Source organism: Pseudobacteroides cellulosolvens ATCC 35603 = DSM 2933 (assembly GCF_001262605.1).
GTDB classification, from domain to species: Bacteria; Bacillota; Clostridia; order Acetivibrionales; family DSM-2933; genus Pseudobacteroides; species Pseudobacteroides cellulosolvens.
On the sequence record NZ_LGTC01000001.1, the window covers coordinates 6,818,745 to 6,836,943 of the forward strand.

General features: G+C 33.5%; 24 protein-coding genes. 12 read left to right on the forward strand and 12 right to left on the reverse strand.

The window, feature by feature from the left end; genetic code table 11:
- The 6 genes from Bccel_RS28215 to Bccel_RS28240 all read left to right on the forward strand — a co-directional run bounded on the left by Bccel_RS28215 (nt 1) and on the right by Bccel_RS28240 (nt 6,858).
- Nucleotides 1-2,508 carry a DEAD/DEAH box helicase gene (locus tag Bccel_RS28215; RefSeq protein WP_036945729.1) on the forward strand — a complete coding sequence of 836 codons (2,508 nt, stop codon included), beginning with the start codon at nt 1-3 and terminating at the stop codon, nt 2,506-2,508.
- Between the two features lie 164 nt (nt 2,509-2,672).
- A complete protein-coding gene (locus Bccel_RS28220; protein WP_036945730.1) occupies nt 2,673-3,245 on the forward strand; it encodes a hypothetical protein in 573 nt (190 codons plus the stop codon).
- Between the two features lie 9 nt (nt 3,246-3,254).
- Nucleotides 3,255-4,076, forward strand: coding sequence for an HAD family hydrolase (locus Bccel_RS28225; protein ID WP_036945731.1), 822 nt, complete (start codon nt 3,255-3,257; stop codon nt 4,074-4,076).
- A 46-nt stretch (nt 4,077-4,122) separates the two neighbouring features.
- Entirely contained in the window at nt 4,123-5,145 is a 1,023-nt protein-coding gene (locus Bccel_RS28230) for a phosphoribosyltransferase-like protein (protein ID WP_036945733.1), read from the forward strand.
- A complete protein-coding gene (locus tag Bccel_RS28235; protein WP_050753997.1) occupies nt 5,139-6,224 on the forward strand; it encodes a hypothetical protein in 1,086 nt (361 codons plus the stop codon). Before Bccel_RS28230 ends, Bccel_RS28235 begins: the two co-directional genes overlap by 7 nt.
- Complete coding sequence (locus Bccel_RS28240; protein WP_036945865.1) at nt 6,196-6,858, forward strand: phosphoribosylanthranilate isomerase; 663 nt, start codon at nt 6,196-6,198, stop codon at nt 6,856-6,858. The genes Bccel_RS28235 and Bccel_RS28240 overlap by 29 nt, the downstream gene beginning before the upstream one ends.
- 382 nt (nt 6,859-7,240) lie before the next feature.
- Here the strand turns inward: Bccel_RS28240 and Bccel_RS28245 are convergent, their stop codons facing one another.
- From Bccel_RS28245 to Bccel_RS29420, 12 genes are all read right to left on the reverse strand, one after another.
- On the reverse strand, nt 7,241-7,624 hold the full coding sequence (locus tag Bccel_RS28245) for a hypothetical protein (RefSeq protein ID WP_036945863.1): 384 nt from the start codon (nt 7,622-7,624) through the stop codon (nt 7,241-7,243).
- Between the two features lie 432 nt (nt 7,625-8,056).
- Nucleotides 8,057-8,455 carry an RDD family protein gene (locus tag Bccel_RS28250; protein ID WP_050753998.1) on the reverse strand — a complete coding sequence of 133 codons (399 nt, stop codon included), beginning with the start codon at nt 8,453-8,455 and terminating at the stop codon, nt 8,057-8,059.
- A gap of 11 nt (nt 8,456-8,466) precedes the next feature.
- Nucleotides 8,467-8,637, reverse strand: a complete 171-nt coding sequence (locus tag Bccel_RS30605; RefSeq protein WP_160317777.1) for a hypothetical protein — start codon at nt 8,635-8,637, stop codon at nt 8,467-8,469.
- 106 nt (nt 8,638-8,743) lie between these two features.
- A complete protein-coding gene (locus Bccel_RS30610) occupies nt 8,744-8,908 on the reverse strand; it encodes a hypothetical protein (protein WP_160317774.1) in 165 nt (54 codons plus the stop codon).
- Nucleotides 8,909-9,298: 390 nt separating this feature from the next.
- On the reverse strand, nt 9,299-9,586 hold the full coding sequence (locus Bccel_RS28255) for a hypothetical protein (RefSeq protein WP_036945861.1): 288 nt from the start codon (nt 9,584-9,586) through the stop codon (nt 9,299-9,301).
- A 26-nt stretch (nt 9,587-9,612) separates the two neighbouring features.
- Nucleotides 9,613-10,404: an RHS repeat-associated core domain-containing protein gene (locus tag Bccel_RS32930; RefSeq protein ID WP_050753993.1), complete on the reverse strand. Its 792-nt coding sequence runs from the start codon at nt 10,402-10,404 to the stop codon at nt 9,613-9,615.
- A 104-nt stretch (nt 10,405-10,508) separates the two neighbouring features.
- Entirely contained in the window at nt 10,509-10,961 is a 453-nt protein-coding gene (locus Bccel_RS28265) for a DUF6210 family protein (RefSeq protein WP_036946102.1), read from the reverse strand.
- Between the two features lie 68 nt (nt 10,962-11,029).
- Nucleotides 11,030-11,476 carry a hypothetical protein gene (locus Bccel_RS28270; protein WP_036946104.1) on the reverse strand — a complete coding sequence of 149 codons (447 nt, stop codon included), beginning with the start codon at nt 11,474-11,476 and terminating at the stop codon, nt 11,030-11,032.
- A gap of 93 nt (nt 11,477-11,569) precedes the next feature.
- The gene (locus Bccel_RS28275; RefSeq protein WP_050753999.1) at nt 11,570-12,808 is read right to left on the reverse strand and encodes an IS110 family RNA-guided transposase; all 1,239 of its coding nucleotides are present in this window, start codon (nt 12,806-12,808) and stop codon (nt 11,570-11,572) included.
- A gap of 328 nt (nt 12,809-13,136) precedes the next feature.
- Nucleotides 13,137-13,481: a DUF2493 domain-containing protein gene (locus Bccel_RS28280; RefSeq protein ID WP_050754000.1), complete on the reverse strand. Its 345-nt coding sequence runs from the start codon at nt 13,479-13,481 to the stop codon at nt 13,137-13,139.
- On the reverse strand, nt 13,447-13,653 hold the full coding sequence (locus Bccel_RS28285; RefSeq protein ID WP_050753992.1) for a hypothetical protein: 207 nt from the start codon (nt 13,651-13,653) through the stop codon (nt 13,447-13,449). The genes Bccel_RS28280 and Bccel_RS28285 overlap by 35 nt, the downstream gene beginning before the upstream one ends.
- Before the next feature lie 6 nt (nt 13,654-13,659).
- Nucleotides 13,660-13,830: a SymE family type I addiction module toxin gene (locus Bccel_RS29420; RefSeq protein ID WP_082225181.1), complete on the reverse strand. Its 171-nt coding sequence runs from the start codon at nt 13,828-13,830 to the stop codon at nt 13,660-13,662.
- Nucleotides 13,831-14,817: 987 nt separating this feature from the next.
- Between Bccel_RS29420 and Bccel_RS29425 the strand changes: the two genes are divergently transcribed.
- From Bccel_RS29425 to Bccel_RS28310, 6 genes are all read left to right on the forward strand, one after another.
- Nucleotides 14,818-14,988: a SymE family type I addiction module toxin gene (locus Bccel_RS29425; protein ID WP_081927302.1), complete on the forward strand. Its 171-nt coding sequence runs from the start codon at nt 14,818-14,820 to the stop codon at nt 14,986-14,988.
- A gap of 6 nt (nt 14,989-14,994) precedes the next feature.
- Nucleotides 14,995-15,159 (forward strand): hypothetical protein, encoded by a 165-nt coding sequence (locus Bccel_RS30615; RefSeq protein ID WP_160317778.1) that lies wholly within the window; start codon nt 14,995-14,997, stop codon nt 15,157-15,159.
- Between the two features lie 115 nt (nt 15,160-15,274).
- Nucleotides 15,275-15,520: a hypothetical protein gene (locus Bccel_RS28295; protein ID WP_050754002.1), complete on the forward strand. Its 246-nt coding sequence runs from the start codon at nt 15,275-15,277 to the stop codon at nt 15,518-15,520.
- 328 nt (nt 15,521-15,848) lie between these two features.
- Entirely contained in the window at nt 15,849-17,087 is a 1,239-nt protein-coding gene (locus Bccel_RS28300; protein WP_050753999.1) for an IS110 family RNA-guided transposase, read from the forward strand.
- 93 nt (nt 17,088-17,180) lie between these two features.
- Complete coding sequence (locus Bccel_RS28305; RefSeq protein WP_036946104.1) at nt 17,181-17,627, forward strand: hypothetical protein; 447 nt, start codon at nt 17,181-17,183, stop codon at nt 17,625-17,627.
- 68 nt (nt 17,628-17,695) lie between these two features.
- Nucleotides 17,696-18,148: a DUF6210 family protein gene (locus Bccel_RS28310; protein WP_036946102.1), complete on the forward strand. Its 453-nt coding sequence runs from the start codon at nt 17,696-17,698 to the stop codon at nt 18,146-18,148.
- Nucleotides 18,149-18,199 lie beyond the last annotated feature (51 nt).

An 18,199-nucleotide genomic window follows, 5' to 3' on the forward strand; every position in this document is an offset into this window, starting at 1 on the left:
ATGCCAAATGATATTACTATCCGAAAATTTAAAAAAGATATTAGAAATACTAGCTTTTTGGAATTATATAAATCATTATTTTTAGATAATTCAGCAAGAACCTGGAATTCGCAAGAAATTTCTGTTATATTTAAACTTGCAATAATGCTTATTAATTATGGGGATGAAATAACTTACAAATTAGGCTATAGATTAATTTTAAGATATTGTAATGCAGTAAAAGATTATAGCATTCTTTATGATTTTACAATAGCAAATGACTATATCCCAATATCAAAGTTTATAGAAACCCAATATTTAAATTCATATACAAAAGATGATACTTTTAATTCTCTAATCTTATCTGCATATAAAGAAAATTTCAGAAAAGATGATATATACATAACAAAAGGTCAGAAACATCTTATTGATTTTTCAAACAATACAGAAGGTGATTTTGTAATTGTAGCACCAACATCTTATGGTAAATCGGATATAATAATTAACATGATTAATAAATATATAAATAAAAAAATTTGTATAATTGTTCCTACAAAAGCATTGCTGTCTCAGACAAAAAAAAGAGTCTTATCAAAAATTAATCAAATAAATAAATTTGGAAAAGTTATTATTCATCCTGATATGTATAATGGTGACGATAAATTTATTGCGATTCTTACACAGGAAAGATTACTTAGGTTATTACAAAAAAATCAAGATTTATCTCTAGATGTTGTATTAGTTGATGAAGCACATTCTTTGCTAGAAAGCACTTCAAGATCTAATCTTTTAGCATATGTTCTCATAATTCTCAAAAAAAGGAATATTAATGTTGACATAAGATATTTTACACCTTTTCTTATTGATCCAGATAATTTAAAAATTCCCTACATAAATAGTACTAAATTTAAAAGTATAAAGACCAATGAATCTCTAAAAGTTGAGAATTACTACTTTGTCGAAAATAACAAAGTTGATACAAATATCTATTTATATGATCAATTTTTGGATGAGTTTTTTCTTAAGCAAAAGATAGATTTAGGAACAGATGTTGAGTTAGTTGAACATTTGTCTGGTAATAAAAACATTATTTATTTAAATAAAACTAAAAAACTTGAATACGTTGCTAGTAAAATAAGTGATATACAGGGTTTAATTGAAAATGATGAAATTAATAAAATCTGTGAAAATATCGCTGATTATATTAATAAAGATTATAAACTAATAAAATGCTTGAAAAAGGGGGTACTGTATCATCATGGTGTTATGCCGGATTTAATAAGGTCATATGTCGAGAATGTATTTGCAAAATTCGATGATGTTAAATATGTAGTAACAAGTTCAACCTTACTTGAAGGAGTTAATATTCCAGCAGAAAGACTATTTATTCTTGACAATAGGAAGGGTTTATCTAATCTTACTGAGTCGCAGTTTAAAAACCTAGTTGGAAGAGTATGCAGATTTAAAGATATTTTTGATAAGGAAAAAGGAAGTCTTCAATTACTAGAGCCATCTATTTATATTTTTAAAGGAGAATACACTTCGAATAGAGCAAATATATCAGATTTTATACAAAAATGTGCTAAAGAAGATAGGATTATAAAAGATAATAAGGAAAATTTGTTACTTCAAAATGAAGATGAAATAAAGAATTTTTCAGAAGAAGAGAAAGAGGATTTTATTCGAGTGGTTGAGTGTTTAGAGAATATTGAACCTAACTCAGTTAAAGGAATTAATAGTATTAATTATGCAAAGACTCGCATTGGTAAGTTATGTTATCTAAATAATATAACTGAATTTGATATTATTAGTAATGAAGATTCATTAAATGATAGCTTGCATAATGCTGCCCTCAAAACACCATTTACAACTACTGATACACTGATCTCAGCAATAGTTAGCATTTTTTTGAATGAAAATGTAGAATTTAAAAAAAGGGATGAGAATTTATTAAGATTAAGGCATAAGGATGCCCAAAATTTTTATTCTATGATGCTATCATGGAGAGCAGAGGGAAGTTCATATAAGATGATGATTAGCAGATTCTTGGGATATTGGAAAAAAGCTGAAGATAAAACCATCTACGTTGGAAGAAGGTGGGGGGAAATAAAACGAAATGATGATGATTTTTATGAATTGTATGTAGATATATCATCTAAAACAAAAGAGGAAAAAATCAATTTAGCAATTCTTAGAATTAAAGAAGAGCAAGATTTTGTGGATAATTCACTTATGAAATTCATTGAGGTTATTAATGATTTAGGTATGATTGAAAAGACATTTTATGAACAAATCAAATATGGAAGTGATGACCCATATATGATTATTTTACTGAAAAATGGATTTTCAATAGAATTAGCAAAGTATATACTTGAGAAAGAATTTAATAGCTATGTTAATATAGACATTAAAAGTGAAACAATAAATATAGAACCCCAAATTATTAGTAGAATTAAAAATATGAATATAAATGGGATTTTAGCATTTGAATTAGAATATCATATTAGTACTTTTAAACAAGGAAAATAAAACATATAGCCTAAAATTATAATGGGCATGGACAGACTCTTGCAAAAACTATTTATATATAGAACCTTAGCAACAACTCCTAAAAAGCAAGGAATTTAATGGTAGCTATTGGTATGTAGAAATCGGAGATTAGAATAATTGTACTATTAAAAGGGAGGCTAAAAATGGACAATTCTAAAATAAAGCCTGAAAACATAATTGTAATGAAAGTAGGCCCTCATAGCAATATGTCACTGTCCGAAATTATTAAAACAAAGCAGGAGGAAGAAACTATTCATGGAGTTCATTACTGGGGGTATTCAGGTGTCTTATGCCAGCCCAAGAAAGCTCAGGAGTTTTGTCGTTGGAGTTTAAGTGTAAGTAATCAAGCTCCAAGGCTAATACTTATTGAAACACAAAGCTCTTACATTTCTAATATCGGAGCAATTAACTATTTCTCATCAAACGGAAATGATTTTGAGGCTTTTTCTGGTCCGGTTCAGCTACAGGGTGCCCAATTTGCCTTTGTTTCACGAAAGTTGAAGAAAGTTGAAAATTTTGCACTGGATGATTATCTTGTAGTTGGTGGCAAAAATGATGGAAAACCTCTATCACTTCATCTTAGATATAGAGTAAATAAGTCTTTTGCCAGAATTAAGCCCTGCAACTTTATGGATAATAAAGGAGATACAGTCCCCCAAATTACTGTATTAGAGGCTGAACTTGTTTATCCATATGCGATTTGGCTAGAGAGTTAAGGAATTAGTATGTTACAGAAAGCGTTAATTCTAGACCTAGATAACACTCTTTATAGTTGGATGGACACCTTCGCTCCAAGCTTTCAGGCACAATTAAGTTTTTTGGTAAAAAAACTTATGATTAAGGAAGATATCATTTTGAGGGCCTTTAAAACTGTGTTCAAAAAATATGGCTCAGTTGAAATACCTGATGCTGTTAGTGAATTGAATATATGGAATCAAGTCAATCTCGCAGATGATGAAGTAGATAAGATTCAGAAACTTGCTCAAAGAATATTTTTAACAACATGGGAAAAAAATTTTCATCTATATCCAAATGTTGAATCTACTTTACAGTGGGCTAAAAAAAATAAGATTTTGATTTTTGGATTATCCGATGCTTTTGCATACTGGGTAGAATACAGACTAAAATGTTTGAATGTCCTTAAATATTTTGATTCTATTTACTCAAGAAATAATGATATTATCATGCATTCATTATCAGTCAGGGAGTTTCAACAAAACGCAGTAATAACAACTTTGACAACTAACGAGCTTAAGCCAAATACAATTGTTATTGATAGAATAATTAACTTTTACAAAATTGGCAAGGAACATATTTATATGATTGGAGATAGCCTTGAAAAGGATATTTCCACAGCCCAACGTGCTGGTGTTCAAGATGTTTGGGCGAAATATGGTACGAGATATAATAGAGAAAGTGGAAAGATATTAAGATCAATAACACCATGGACTAAAAAAAGGCAAGATTTAAATAAATACTCGCATATCCAAATTACACCAACCTATATCATTAATGATTTTGGTGAGATTAAACAAATTTTAAGTTAGATATTAGACATGAATAGGAATTTTAATTGAATAAGGGGAGTTATTAATGTGGAAAGAATTCGAAATCAATCCTAAATTTCTTGATGATGAAAACATAATTGCAAAGTTACATCTTGTTGCACAGCTAGAAAAAAGTGATCCATACGCTTCAAAAGATACTAACAACACACCATTAATTGAGCGAATTCGAGAAGCATTAGTTTATGTGCCAAAAGAATATCAACAGTATGTTTTAGCTGTGTTTGCAAATGTGATTTACCTACCCAAAAAGTTTTCACACTCTGTGTTATGGTATTTGCTAGATCAAGTCTTAGCAAAATATGATACATCTAAAAATAATTTTGTGCAACAGAGCCTTTTCCTTGAAGTGGACCCCACTGGAATGATTAATAATTTTATTCGTTATAATAATATCCCAGGGCGTTTAGACAAAGGCACTTTTCAACGAACCCAACAGGTTAGTCCTTTCGTTAAAACAGCAAATAAATTTCTTGATGGTTATAGTTTTCCTGGGGAAGAGAATGTACTCCCTTGGCTGGATAAGAAATTTTGGGTCATATTAACTGATAATGCTTTGAGCGGTACGTCTTTGTGTTCTGATCTAGAACGGCTAATTGAATTAACAAAAAAAGCAAATAAAAACCCAGAATTTATTATTCTTGCAAGAGCACTTACTTCTACTGCAAAAAAGGAAATTGAGAAATTGAAAATTTCCAAATTATCAATTGAGACAGGACTTTTCCTTGATGAGAAGTATGTCATTTCTGAAGAAACAAAAGATAAGTGTTGTTTATTCAAGAATGTTGATACAAAAGATGGGGTTTTAGCAGCCTGCAAATGGCTAGCTGATTCAGATATTTATAAATACGACAAGAACATAGAAGATCATAAGTCAAATAGTGGGGATGATCTCCGTTACGGGTTTAAAAAATGTGGATTAACACTGGTCGCTTCAGAGAATTGTCCTTCAAACTCTCTACCATTACTATGGTATAGAAATTATAATCTATATGAAGCACCATTTCCTCGTGTACTTTCTCGAATAGGAGGTGAAAAAAAATCATGTTAAAGGAGATTGGACTTATACAATTAATAGAAGAGGCATCAAGGATTCCCTTAGTTGTAGTTATTTGTCCTAATTATGAAGAAAGGTCAATTCACTTCATAAAAGAAATTGTATCAAATAGCGATAAAGCGACTATTTACCCTGTAGTTCTGTATTTACAAAATCGTAATAATAATAATGAACTTTTGGATGGACTGAAAGATCGGTACTATAATGAACTACGCCAAGATATTCATATTGATAACATTTATATAAAGATAGATTTTCCCGATAATTATTCTGCGACCGCAATAGAGGCCAAATTAAAAAAAAGACTGAAAACATATTTTAATAATGTGAAAAAATTTAATGTTTTAATTGATATTACTTCTATGCCAGGACAATTAATATTTACACTATGCGATATACATCGAAAACTCATTGAAGAAAACACCTTTGGAATTAATAAAGTTTTGTTTTCGTATGTCTCACCAAATAGTCATTCCACAGTTCAGTATGCTCAAGATGTTGGAATGCTCTATAGCTTTTTCTCAGAACAACCCTTAGAAATAAATGAGGATAGATCTGTCTGTTCCATAATCTTTCCAAGTCGTTCAGGACATGAGGGCAAGCTTTTATTAGATTATTTGAACTCAAGATTAATAGAGCATCGTACCAATATTTTCTTTTCAATTGATTCGAATGATTATCTAGATTCCCTTGAAATCATGAGGGCTAACCAAACACTTTTGAATTCACATGAAAGTGAAATAAAATACTACTGTTCATTGATGGATGGGATACGTAGATTGTTGACACAAATAGATGTTGAAATAGCAAAATTAAAAAAACATGCCTATACAAAGGGACAATTATACTTAGTAGCCCCGTTTAGCCCCAAAATAATATTGCCAGTTGCATACTATGCCTTAAAAAGAATAGAACGATTATCAAAAGAATTAGGGATAGATGTGGAAATCGAAATATGCCATACAAAGGGTTTTCAATACACATCTGTTTATTCATTAGGTATTGGTAATCTAAGTATATATGAAGTGAATTTGGAGGATTATAATGGAAAAAGTAAAAGTGAAGATTTGTGATGTTAGGACGCCTGAAGTTGCAGCTTTTTGTGCACAAGAAGGTGTTGATTTCCTTGGTTTACATCAAATTTGGGCTCCTATTACAAATGAAAAACTAGGTATTTTTCAATCAATAAAGCAGGCTGCACCGGGGCTTTCGCTTGTGTTAGTTACGAAAGAATCTAATCTTGATAAATTGTTGGAAATGTGTTTGCAATTTGAGTGGAATTGTGTTCAAATGCATTTCCAAACAGCTCAACATAATATAGTTAAATTCAAGGAAAAATTGCGTGCCAATGGTTCTTCAATTAAAATTATTTCTGTTATAGAAACAAGGAGCTTGATTGCAGAATCTTTACAATCAATTTCGAAAGTTTCCGACTTTTTGCTTTTTGATAGCTCAATGCGTGGGGGAACAGGTGTGCTTTCTGATAGAGAATCATTAGCAAAAGTATCCTCAGTCGTAAAAGGTATACCCTATTTTGTTGCTGGAGGATTAACACCAGAAAATGTTGTAAGTGTTATTGGACTTACCAGACCTTTTGCTGTTGACGTACAAAGTGGCGTTGAATCATCAGATCCTGATTTAAAGCATCATAAAGACCCTAAAAGAATAAAAGCTTTCGTTGAGGCAGTAAAAAGTTGTAACTTATGAGGCAAGGGCAACATGTGAACGTCGTTATAGTGTGCAACCCTTGACATTTTCGCCGAATCTAATGCTCTTACCTACAAGGACAGAAAAGTTATACAATAAAGTGATTATTGTATAACTTTTCTGTCCTGACTCTGTAAGTAGCTCTGCATTTCATTAAAGTCTCTTCAAAGATTCTTATAGATTGCCTTCAAAAGCCGTTCTAAAAGATAGGGGGACCGCTTTTCCACAGACTCGCTATGTCAGCAGCTTTGAAGCTACTTGTATTTCCAACCGACTCAAGAAGTTTGTTAATTGTTAATTTGCATTTTGCATTATGTGCATCTAGCACTACACACTGGTGTTGATTTACCGAAGAATTTTTCAACCATAAATCATGACTTATCTAATGATTTTTTAGTTCAAGGGACTCAAAATATTCTCCTACGCTTTTAGGTATTAATAACAGTAAAATAACAGTTAGATACGCTGCAAAATACAGAAATGACACTAATCCAAGCAACGGATTGTCAATTATTGACGGCACTCCGGAAAGACCTAAAAAACATGCAATTCCCATCAATATTACGCATACCCATCTTGCCCAACTTACTCCACTATACACCAGATAACATAATCCACATGTTAGGACGAACCTTATAAACTGAACTACAAAACTCTGATGCACTCCCGTTATTAGATTGAAAAAAATTGTAACCATAGAAATCCCAATGATTATGCCCATAGCTGCAAACACCAGATTTCTTCCCTTAGAAACACTTGACTCCATTGATGCTCCCCCATTTTGAATTTGCTAATCAATTATTAATTTATTTAAGCACGATTCTATTATACGACATAAAATGTCAATATTCAACATTTGGAAAAAGCCTTTGTAAAACTATAAATATCATGGAATTTTTAGCTGAGGTTGCTCCGTCACTTGAAATGGTCATTATTCACCACCTAAACCATAAATCTTTATGGTAAAAGATGCATTCATATAAATATTAAATTGTATTTTGAATCAGTAGTATTAATTGGTGCAACGATTTTACCATAAATTTTACATTTTTTTCATAATATCATTTCTTTTTGCTTTTATCAATACCTTGTTTTGTCACTCAAATATATTCTGACGGATCAGGTTGCACCCCTGATATTCTCTGCTGGTTTCCAGATCACTAATATTCTTTTCTCCACATCAAACTGTAAAATGAACTTATTTATTTTTTAAGACTACAGTTTTTGCCACAATATCATGTAAGCCTTGTTTATTCTTGGTTATTGCAACCATAATTAAGCCAATACAAATAATAAATCCTGATACAAGCTTAAATATATTTCTTATGACAGACTTTCCAATTGTTATTCTACTGCCATCAATATTTGAAACTTTAATTTTCAATAGTACTTTACCTAATGTTCCTTGAAATGGCGATGCTTCAAATATTATAGAATAAACTATAAAAATCAAAGTTGAAATATCTCTAATTTTGTTACGATAGTTAAATAAAAAATCTTGTCTTGCTTGAAAGTCACGCGGGTTATCTAAGTATTTAATAAAAGCATCCTTAATATCAGTGAATATAAGGAAAAACAAAATTAATAAAACCATCATAGGAATAACATCTATAAAATATGCAAGTACTCTAAGAAAAAACCTGCATATTTAGTCTTTAATGAGCCTAAATTACTATTTCTATCTACTTTATTAAGCTCAAAATTATAACCACAATCACATAATACAGCTTCTTCTGGATTGATCAATTTACAGATAGGACACTTTTTTGATTCATTCATAGAAAACCTCCCAAATTTTACTTAATCATATTATAAATTATATAACTCTATAGAAAAATAGGTCTTTTGCACCCCTGATATTCTCTGCTGGTTTCCAGAAATGATTTTATTTCTTAATTATTTTTTTAATTTTTAGAAATAAATATTTAAAAAATTCCCATAACCCTATATTTTCACCTATAAAGTTCATAAATGTCATAAACAATCTTATAATTATCATCCATACAACTACAGCAAATATAAGTGCTCCAATAAAATAAACAGTATTCATAATTGTTTCCCCATAGTAGCAATATAGACCATGTTATTAGTAAAAAACTAACATTATCTATTAAAGCATATATCATCCTAATAATTTTTTCAACGGATGATATACAGTAATTAAATGTTAGTATCACAACGGTTAGGCGAAAATGGACATAAGGTTATCAGTCCAAACTCAGAGCTTATTATTTTATAAGAAAAGCCGGATATGCGGTGACACAATATTAAGGTGTGAGTCAAGGTTTCAATTTTTCTCTAAAAATTAACCATATGTGAAATTCATTTATGACTTTTACCCCCTGTATTCACTTTTTACATCGCAAAAGTTGTTCTGCACCGCTGATATTCTCTGCTGATTTCCAGCGATTAAAAAGGCTGGGAAAACCCAGCCTTAATTTCAACTAAAAAATTCGTCTAATAGCTTTTCTGCCTTGTGCAATTCATCCAGTAACGGATTCATATAATCACTTGAAACTTCCAGATATGCTCTTACTCCACCATCAATTTTGAATAATACTCTTTTTAGGCTTTCTTGCGGGGTATTTTCCAGCATATCTTTGGCATTTTTATATCGTTTTATAATCAGTTCAACCATAGGTTCATTATTTTTTTTGAAATCCTCTTCAAGTATCAGAATTACTTTGTTTATTTGATCTATTAAATCATTAATTTTCTCTGGTTTCATTATAATACACTTCCATTTTCATAATTTTATGCACTCGGTACTGACCTAGAGCCTATGATCCAATCTTTAGGCCAATTTTGCGGTAATAGAATTTGATCATCTCCACCTTTTAAGACCGTACCTGTAGATTTAATAGTTTGCGGAGCAATTTTACCAATATTCAATACTGTACCTTTGGGAACTAATATTTTTGCTTCGAATTCTTTTGAACCGCCCCATTCCGGTAATAATGCACTATCAATTTTAGCTTGAATTCTATTTCCAGCAGGTGCAGTAGTAACAAAAGCTCCTGTGTCTTTAGCTTTTCCACCATATACCCTGTAAAGTATAATATCCTCATTGGTAACTACTGTTCTATATTCACTATCTGTAAATGTGGGTTTCATCCACTCAGGTAAGCTTTGCTTCTCAATAACAGTTACCTTATCATCAATAGCAGTAGAGTATTTTCCAAATGCTTTTGGCTTTTCTAATCGTTGTTTACGATACTGCTCTTTCCATTGAGCTTTAGTCATGGACCTTTCGCCAGGTTTAGGATTATAGCCTCTTTCAAAAAGATTACTCTTTGCCGCACAATATCCACTTGGGTCAATATAATTTACAGGGTTGTTACTTACATATGCATAAAGGTTTAATCCATCGCCTCTGTATGTGTCCTCTTGTGTGAACCTTCCCACAACTGGGTTGTAGAACCTGGCACGCAAATAATACTGTCCGGTAACCTGATCATACTGCTCTCCGGCATAACGGAATCTATTATGTACTTTCTCAACAGCTTCAACTGTATTACCAAATGCATCATATTGATACTTATTCACTACACACTTCCTGCTGCATCAACAAGCCCTACTACATCACCGTGGCCTTAATTAGGTAATATTCAGTTGTATTTTTTATAGCACTTTGTTAGGGTGGTGCTATATTAATCGCTATTATTCCAAGTAAGAACACCTTTACATCGACCAAATCCTCTAAACTCATAAGTAGGATAAATATCTTCACCTTTTTCTTCAATATCTTTAACTAATTCTTCATTAGGTGATATATCTACATAAATCCAAGCCTCAACTGATTCATCCAATTTATCTCTATCAACTGAAAGCATACGTGTAGCACTACGATTCCATAGTATTTTATTGATTTCATCAGCATCACTTTCAGTCAATCTAATCTTATTTATTGTAAATTCAGCAAGGCTTTTTAAAATATCTCCTAAATCATCAAATATCACAGTTAATATCCCTTCCTCATTTTTTTGAAGGCAAGAGTTACCAGCAGTTTGATTATCATAAATTACACCCGAATCACAAATTATTATTAAAGCTAGTTGATCAAGTCCATAAAGGCAAACCCTTTTTTTATTATCTTGCACCATAATAAACCTCCGATAATTTTATTTCAGGTACATATCTACTATTTATACAAGATACTCATTCTAAAATATTAAAGAGCAGGTGGCATAAAAGCTATACATATATATGGTACAATACTTAAGAAAGTCATGCCTAAGATAATTAGCATCTTATATCCACCACTAATCCCAGACTTACTTAATATAATTCTACCAATAAAAAGATTTACCAACGCTTCAACTATTAAAAAAGTTATTACCTCTTGTTTAAATGTAAGAAATAAATGCTTGTCTTTCATTATATTAATAGCCATAACTGATATTGGATAGCACATTAGAGAAGTAAAGCTAATTATAAAAGAGTTTCTCAATCGCTTAAACTCTTCGTCTAAGTGCTTTTTTATTAATGAAAACACAAAAAAGTTAATCACAAAATAGGTTGTAAATATAAATAAAAACAAAGGTATAAAGTAAATCAGCATCCAATAGTTTGTACTTTCACCATCAGCTAATCTTGAAATAAGAAATAAATGATTCATTTGGATTATCCTCGCTCAAATAAAAGAACCTATAATGGCTCACATGACAGCATATATAAAAGCCCTGTAAAAACAAGGCTCATATATATACTATCATGCATTTTCTGTTTTGGAAACTGTTGGTTTTATGTACTCCCTTTGATGAATCATCATTGAATAGATAACCTTTGCAATCTGCCTCATTACTGCGATTAAGGCCTGGCGTTTTGTTTTCCCTTGTGATATCTTCTTATTATAATACTCCAGAAAAGTTTCATTTATTGGGCTTTTCTTATCCCTACCCCTACAGATATTCCTTGATGCAATATCCCTGAATATCTCATACAATCGCCTGTTTCCCTGCTTATTCCTAAAGTTCTTGTCCTTATCACCTGATGAACAGGCAACCGGGCTTATTCCGGAATACCGACACATTTTATCGCTACTGGAAAACCTCCTGATATCACCAATCTCACTAATCAGCATTGCAGCGGTTATTGTATTAATTCCAGGCATTGTTTCAAGCTTATACGGAAATTGCTTCATGTGCTTTTTAATCTCAGCCTCTATTACTTCCAGCTCTTCATTACAATGCTTAATTTCCTTTATGCAATGAGATACAATAAAATCCCTTGTTTCCTGATATTCCGTTGATGTATCGCCATCTTTTGCAACAAGCATCAATATCCTTTCTGCATGTTCAATTCCAAAAAATCCGCTGCTATGGATGGAGAGAAATTCCGCAAGCTCTTCTTTTGTAATGCCTTTTAACTTTGACGGTGAGGGAAAGTTTTGAAAGAATTCCATTCCGGCCTTACAGTAAGTTACCGTAAAGAATTTGGTATAGCTTGGATAATGATGCGAAATGTAGCTGTGAACCTGATTTTTAGAGGCAGCCCGTACCTTGACTATTGAATTACGCCGAGATACTAAAAGCTGCAAAGTCCAGCTATCATCATGAATTGATGCATCTGGAAGGGTATCCAATTGATTTAATAGAACCTTGGCAACACAGAACGCATCATGACCGTCAGTTTTATGAGCTATAGCCTGATTACGCCTTTCTGTATAGGTTAGAGAAGCATCAACAGACTTTACAGTATAGCCGAGATTTAAAAGGAATATAGCAAAGTTCCTGCCGTTGCCTGAGGTGTCTTCTAGGCCGAAACATGGAGAAATACCACGTTTTAAATGGGATTTGACAAATTCAATAAGCTTTTCAAAGCCCTTTTTGTTGTTCTCAAACCTGAGTTCTCCGAGCTTTTCAGTAAAGCAGTTAATGATCACTGCCACATGGGTACGCTTATGAATATCCACCCCCACGAACAATTTACGCATTTTTGGATGTAACACTTTACATTCCCCCCTATATTAAAATTTCAAGGTACAAACCTTGGCACAAAAGCACCCTTAATATCAACGATAAGCCCCTAAAACAGGGACTCCGCAAACCCACGCCAACTATTTGCAAGGTACAAGCCCTATAAACCAAAATCACAATGTGATTTTGCAACATTGATCGTTGTCGTGAGAAAATATGGTGTAGCATACAACATATTTTCCTAGACATAATAAGAGCTTTTAACCTGGGAAAAACGGCAGCATTGTTATAACGAAATATGTAAAAATACATATCGCATGACCACGAACAGCCACATTATTCCCAGCTTAAAAACCCTTATCATTCGTATATCTTAAAGGGTATACCAGCATGTGAAGCCCTTAAAATCATGTCACGAGTACCTTTGCTTTTTGCCAAATCCTCATGAAATACCAAAAGTAAATCAGGCTTTTCCATCTTAAGCATCTGGGCGTTCCTGATAGGCCCGGCACTTTTGCCAAACCTCTTCCAGTCTGCCGGATGCTCAATAAACCTGATACCGCACTGACGAGCAGCACGAACAGCAAGCGTATCAGCACCCCGACACCCTCCGGCAATAAGCAAATCAATATCAAGACTTTTGACAATAGATAAAATCTTCTGGTAATCCCTATAATAACGGCTTCCAGATACTAAAACCTTCATATGTAAAACCTCCAGATTTACTGAAAAAGCCTGTAAAGATACAAGCCTTTGCACTAAAGCCGGAAGCTGCTATATCAATGCTTCCTGAAAATATACAGGATAAAAAACACCAATCGAAACTGGTAAACAGAGCTGCCATAATCTCTGGCAGCCCTATGTAAGAACCTCTCAAAATCCCTCATGCTTCATCCTCACAATCTACAGGACGAATGGTAATAATACCCTGTGACACATCAATAACAACCCTGCATCCAACCTCAAAACCGTATGTAGCAAGCCACTCAGCCGAAACCACGATAGCAGGAGAATCATCAAGCCAATGGCTCCTGACAGATGATAAAGCTACCATAAAAATACACCTCCCAAATACTACTCATGAGCCTATGAAGGAAGATACCCTGCATAAGCTGGAGCAAAAGATACCGCTATATCAGCAACTATGTCAATGGCTTTGAAAAAAAATAAATGAAAAAATGCTTATCCCTGCAATTCTCCGAAGTTCCTAATACTGCACTAATCAGGGTCTTTGCAGCCCGCATCAGGAGAATGGCATTTATATTTGCCATACCTGGAGTTGAATGATACTTAAAAGCCTCTACCGGAGAAGCTTCAGGAAAGCTCACGGGTTCAAGCTGATCTTATAAGCACATTCAAAGCCTCTTTGTAAGCAGCTTACACAGACACATACACGAAAAGTATCAAATCATAGATTTGCTGCTTTTCGTTAGGTTGCTGGAAAAACCAATAAAAAGTTTTTCCAGCAACCGTATGAGTCAAAAAAGATTCTCTATAGCAACAGCAACGCCTCTTCGTAGTGTAAGCATAACCCGTAAGCCGCTATGTAGCGGCGTTCAGAGACTCTTGCAAGCGACAACAAGCGATAAAAAATATTCCCAGTTTATATTTTTTATCGCTTTAGGATTGGCAAAAAGACATTTAGGTTGTCTTTTTTGCCAATCCGTATGTGACATTATTGGTACTTACAGGCGGTCTTTGTAGAAGCTCATGAGATCAGCAGAACTCCAAGAACTCTTCAAGGCCCCTTGCAGTGTCTTGTAAGACTCATCAAGTGTAGATTTCAAATAAATATATTTGAAATCTACACTTGAGATATGACAGAAAGGACTGATAACAGTCTTTTCTGTCATATCGGAAGAAGTCTACGTAGTCTCTTAAAAAGCTTCCCTAAAGCTCCTCTAAAGAAAGTATTTTTTCTTTTATTTTTTTATCAAAGTCCCATTGACATAGGCCTGGTATAGCGGTAGCATTTGCCCCGACTTATGCAGGGTATCTTCCTACATAGGCTTATGAGTAGTATTTGTGGAGGTGTTTTTTTATGGTAGCTTTATCATCTGTCAGGAGTCATTGGCTGGATGATTCACCTGCTATTGTGGTATCAGCTGAGTGGCTTGCTACATTTGGCTTTGAGGTTGGGTGCAGGGTTGTTATTGATGTGTCACAGGGTATTATTACCATTCGTCCTGTAGATTGTGAGGATGAGATATGAGGGATTTTGAAAGGTTTTTACATAGGGCTGCCAGAGATTATGGCAGCTCAGTCTTCCAGTTTCGTTTGGTGTTTTTTATCCTGTATATTTTCAAAAAGCATTGATATAGCTATATTTGCAGCTTGCGGCTTTAGTGCAAAGGCTTGTATTTTTTACAGGCTTTTTCAGTAAATCTGGAGGTTTTACATATGAAGGTTTTAGTATCTGGAAGCCGTTATTATAGGGATTACCAGAAGATTTTATCTATTGTCAAAAGTCTTGATATTGATTTGCTTATTGCCGGAGGGTGTCGGGTGCTGATACGCTTGCTGTTCGTGCTGCTCGTCAGTGCGGTATCAGGTTTATTGAGCATCCGGCAGACTGGAAGAGGTTTGGCAAAAGTGCCGGGCCTATCAGGAACGCCCAGATGCTTAAGATGGAAAAGCCTGATTTACTTTTGGTATTTCATGAGGATTTGGCAAAAAGCAAAGGTACTCGTGACATGATTTTAAGGGCTTCACATGCTGGTATACCCTTTAAGATATACGAATGATAAGGGTTTTTAAGCTGGGAATAATGTGGCTGTTCGTGGTCATGCGATATGTATTTTTACATATTTCGTTATAACAATGCTGCCGTTTTTCCCAGGTTAAAAGCTCTTATTATGTCTAGGAAAATATGTTGTATGCTACACCATATTTTCTCACGACAACGATCAATGTTGCAAAATCACATTGTGATTTTGGTTTATAGGGCTTGTACCTTGCAAATAGTTGGCGTGGGTTTGCGGAGTCCCTGTTTTAGGGGCTTATCGTTGATATTAAGGGTGCTTTTGTGCCAAGGTTTGTACCTTGAAATTTTAATATAGGGGGGAATGTAAAGTGTTACATCCAAAAATGCGTAAATTGTTCGTGGGGGTGGATATTCATAAGCGTACCCATGTGGCAGTGATCATTAACTGCTTTACTGAAAAGCTCGGAGAACTCAGGTTTGAGAACAACAAAAAGGGCTTTGAAAAGCTTATTGAATTTGTCAAATCCCATTTAAAACGTGGTATTTCTCCATGTTTCGGCCTAGAAGACACCTCAGGCAACGGCAGGAACTTTGCTATATTCCTTTTAAATCTCGGCTATACTGTAAAGTCTGTTGATGCTTCTCTAACCTATACAGAAAGGCGTAATCAGGCTATAGCTCATAAAACTGACGGTCATGATGCGTTCTGTGTTGCCAAGGTTCTATTAAATCAATTGGATACCCTTCCAGATGCATCAATTCATGATGATAGCTGGACTTTGCAGCTTTTAGTATCTCGGCGTAATTCAATAGTCAAGGTACGGGCTGCCTCTAAAAATCAGGTTCACAGCTACATTTCGCATCATTATCCAAGCTATACCAAATTCTTTACGGTAACTTACTGTAAGGCCGGAATGGAATTCTTTCAAAACTTTCCCTCACCGTCAAAGTTAAAAGGCATTACAAAAGAAGAGCTTGCGGAATTTCTCTCCATCCATAGCAGCGGATTTTTTGGAATTGAACATGCAGAAAGGATATTGATGCTTGTTGCAAAAGATGGCGATACATCAACGGAATATCAGGAAACAAGGGATTTTATTGTATCTCATTGCATAAAGGAAATTAAGCATTGTAATGAAGAGCTGGAAGTAATAGAGGCTGAGATTAAAAAGCACATGAAGCAATTTCCGTATAAGCTTGAAACAATGCCTGGAATTAATACAATAACCGCTGCAATGCTGATTAGTGAGATTGGTGATATCAGGAGGTTTTCCAGTAGCGATAAAATGTGTCGGTATTCCGGAATAAGCCCGGTTGCCTGTTCATCAGGTGATAAGGACAAGAACTTTAGGAATAAGCAGGGAAACAGGCGATTGTATGAGATATTCAGGGATATTGCATCAAGGAATATCTGTAGGGGTAGGGATAAGAAAAGCCCAATAAATGAAACTTTTCTGGAGTATTATAATAAGAAGATATCACAAGGGAAAACAAAACGCCAGGCCTTAATCGCAGTAATGAGGCAGATTGCAAAGGTTATCTATTCAATGATGATTCATCAAAGGGAGTACATAAAACCAACAGTTTCCAAAACAGAAAATGCATGATAGTATATATATGAGCCTTGTTTTTACAGGGCTTTTATATATGCTGTCATGTGAGCCATTATAGGTTCTTTTATTTGAGCGAGGATAATCCAAATGAATCATTTATTTCTTATTTCAAGATTAGCTGATGGTGAAAGTACAAACTATTGGATGCTGATTTACTTTATACCTTTGTTTTTATTTATATTTACAACCTATTTTGTGATTAACTTTTTTGTGTTTTCATTAATAAAAAAGCACTTAGACGAAGAGTTTAAGCGATTGAGAAACTCTTTTATAATTAGCTTTACTTCTCTAATGTGCTATCCAATATCAGTTATGGCTATTAATATAATGAAAGACAAGCATTTATTTCTTACATTTAAACAAGAGGTAATAACTTTTTTAATAGTTGAAGCGTTGGTAAATCTTTTTATTGGTAGAATTATATTAAGTAAGTCTGGGATTAGTGGTGGATATAAGATGCTAATTATCTTAGGCATGACTTTCTTAAGTATTGTACCATATATATGTATAGCTTTTATGCCACCTGCTCTTTAATATTTTAGAATGAGTATCTTGTATAAATAGTAGATATGTACCTGAAATAAAATTATCGGAGGTTTATTATGGTGCAAGATAATAAAAAAAGGGTTTGCCTTTATGGACTTGATCAACTAGCTTTAATAATAATTTGTGATTCGGGTGTAATTTATGATAATCAAACTGCTGGTAACTCTTGCCTTCAAAAAAATGAGGAAGGGATATTAACTGTGATATTTGATGATTTAGGAGATATTTTAAAAAGCCTTGCTGAATTTACAATAAATAAGATTAGATTGACTGAAAGTGATGCTGATGAAATCAATAAAATACTATGGAATCGTAGTGCTACACGTATGCTTTCAGTTGATAGAGATAAATTGGATGAATCAGTTGAGGCTTGGATTTATGTAGATATATCACCTAATGAAGAATTAGTTAAAGATATTGAAGAAAAAGGTGAAGATATTTATCCTACTTATGAGTTTAGAGGATTTGGTCGATGTAAAGGTGTTCTTACTTGGAATAATAGCGATTAATATAGCACCACCCTAACAAAGTGCTATAAAAAATACAACTGAATATTACCT

What these genes read in the sequence shown, in the direction of transcription:
- Bccel_RS28215 (WP_036945729.1), top strand. Translation starts at nt 1, where the DNA reads ATGCCAAATGATATTACTATCCGAAAATTTAAAAAAGATATTAGAAAT.
- Bccel_RS28220 (WP_036945730.1), top strand. Translation starts at nt 2,673, where the DNA reads ATGGACAATTCTAAAATAAAGCCTGAAAACATAATTGTAATGAAAGTA.
- Bccel_RS28225 (WP_036945731.1), top strand. Translation starts at nt 3,255, where the DNA reads ATGTTACAGAAAGCGTTAATTCTAGACCTAGATAACACTCTTTATAGT.
- Bccel_RS28230 (WP_036945733.1), top strand. Translation starts at nt 4,123, where the DNA reads ATGTGGAAAGAATTCGAAATCAATCCTAAATTTCTTGATGATGAAAAC.
- Bccel_RS28235 (WP_050753997.1), top strand. Translation starts at nt 5,139, where the DNA reads ATGTTAAAGGAGATTGGACTTATACAATTAATAGAAGAGGCATCAAGG.
- Bccel_RS28240 (WP_036945865.1), top strand. Translation starts at nt 6,196, where the DNA reads ATGGAAAAAGTAAAAGTGAAGATTTGTGATGTTAGGACGCCTGAAGTT.
- Bccel_RS28245 (WP_036945863.1), bottom strand. Translation starts at nt 7,624, where the DNA reads ATGGAGTCAAGTGTTTCTAAGGGAAGAAATCTGGTGTTTGCAGCTATG.
- Bccel_RS28250 (WP_050753998.1), bottom strand. Translation starts at nt 8,455, where the DNA reads ATGATGGTTTTATTAATTTTGTTTTTCCTTATATTCACTGATATTAAG.
- Bccel_RS30605 (WP_160317777.1), bottom strand. Translation starts at nt 8,637, where the DNA reads ATGAATGAATCAAAAAAGTGTCCTATCTGTAAATTGATCAATCCAGAA.
- Bccel_RS30610 (WP_160317774.1), bottom strand. Translation starts at nt 8,908, where the DNA reads ATGAATACTGTTTATTTTATTGGAGCACTTATATTTGCTGTAGTTGTA.
- Bccel_RS28255 (WP_036945861.1), bottom strand. Translation starts at nt 9,586, where the DNA reads ATGAAACCAGAGAAAATTAATGATTTAATAGATCAAATAAACAAAGTA.
- Bccel_RS28265 (WP_036946102.1), bottom strand. Translation starts at nt 10,961, where the DNA reads ATGGTGCAAGATAATAAAAAAAGGGTTTGCCTTTATGGACTTGATCAA.
- Bccel_RS28270 (WP_036946104.1), bottom strand. Translation starts at nt 11,476, where the DNA reads ATGAATCATTTATTTCTTATTTCAAGATTAGCTGATGGTGAAAGTACA.
- Bccel_RS28280 (WP_050754000.1), bottom strand. Translation starts at nt 13,481, where the DNA reads ATGAAGGTTTTAGTATCTGGAAGCCGTTATTATAGGGATTACCAGAAG.
- Bccel_RS29420 (WP_082225181.1), bottom strand. Translation starts at nt 13,830, where the DNA reads ATGGTAGCTTTATCATCTGTCAGGAGCCATTGGCTTGATGATTCTCCT.
- Bccel_RS29425 (WP_081927302.1), top strand. Translation starts at nt 14,818, where the DNA reads ATGGTAGCTTTATCATCTGTCAGGAGTCATTGGCTGGATGATTCACCT.
- Bccel_RS28305 (WP_036946104.1), top strand. Translation starts at nt 17,181, where the DNA reads ATGAATCATTTATTTCTTATTTCAAGATTAGCTGATGGTGAAAGTACA.
- Bccel_RS28310 (WP_036946102.1), top strand. Translation starts at nt 17,696, where the DNA reads ATGGTGCAAGATAATAAAAAAAGGGTTTGCCTTTATGGACTTGATCAA.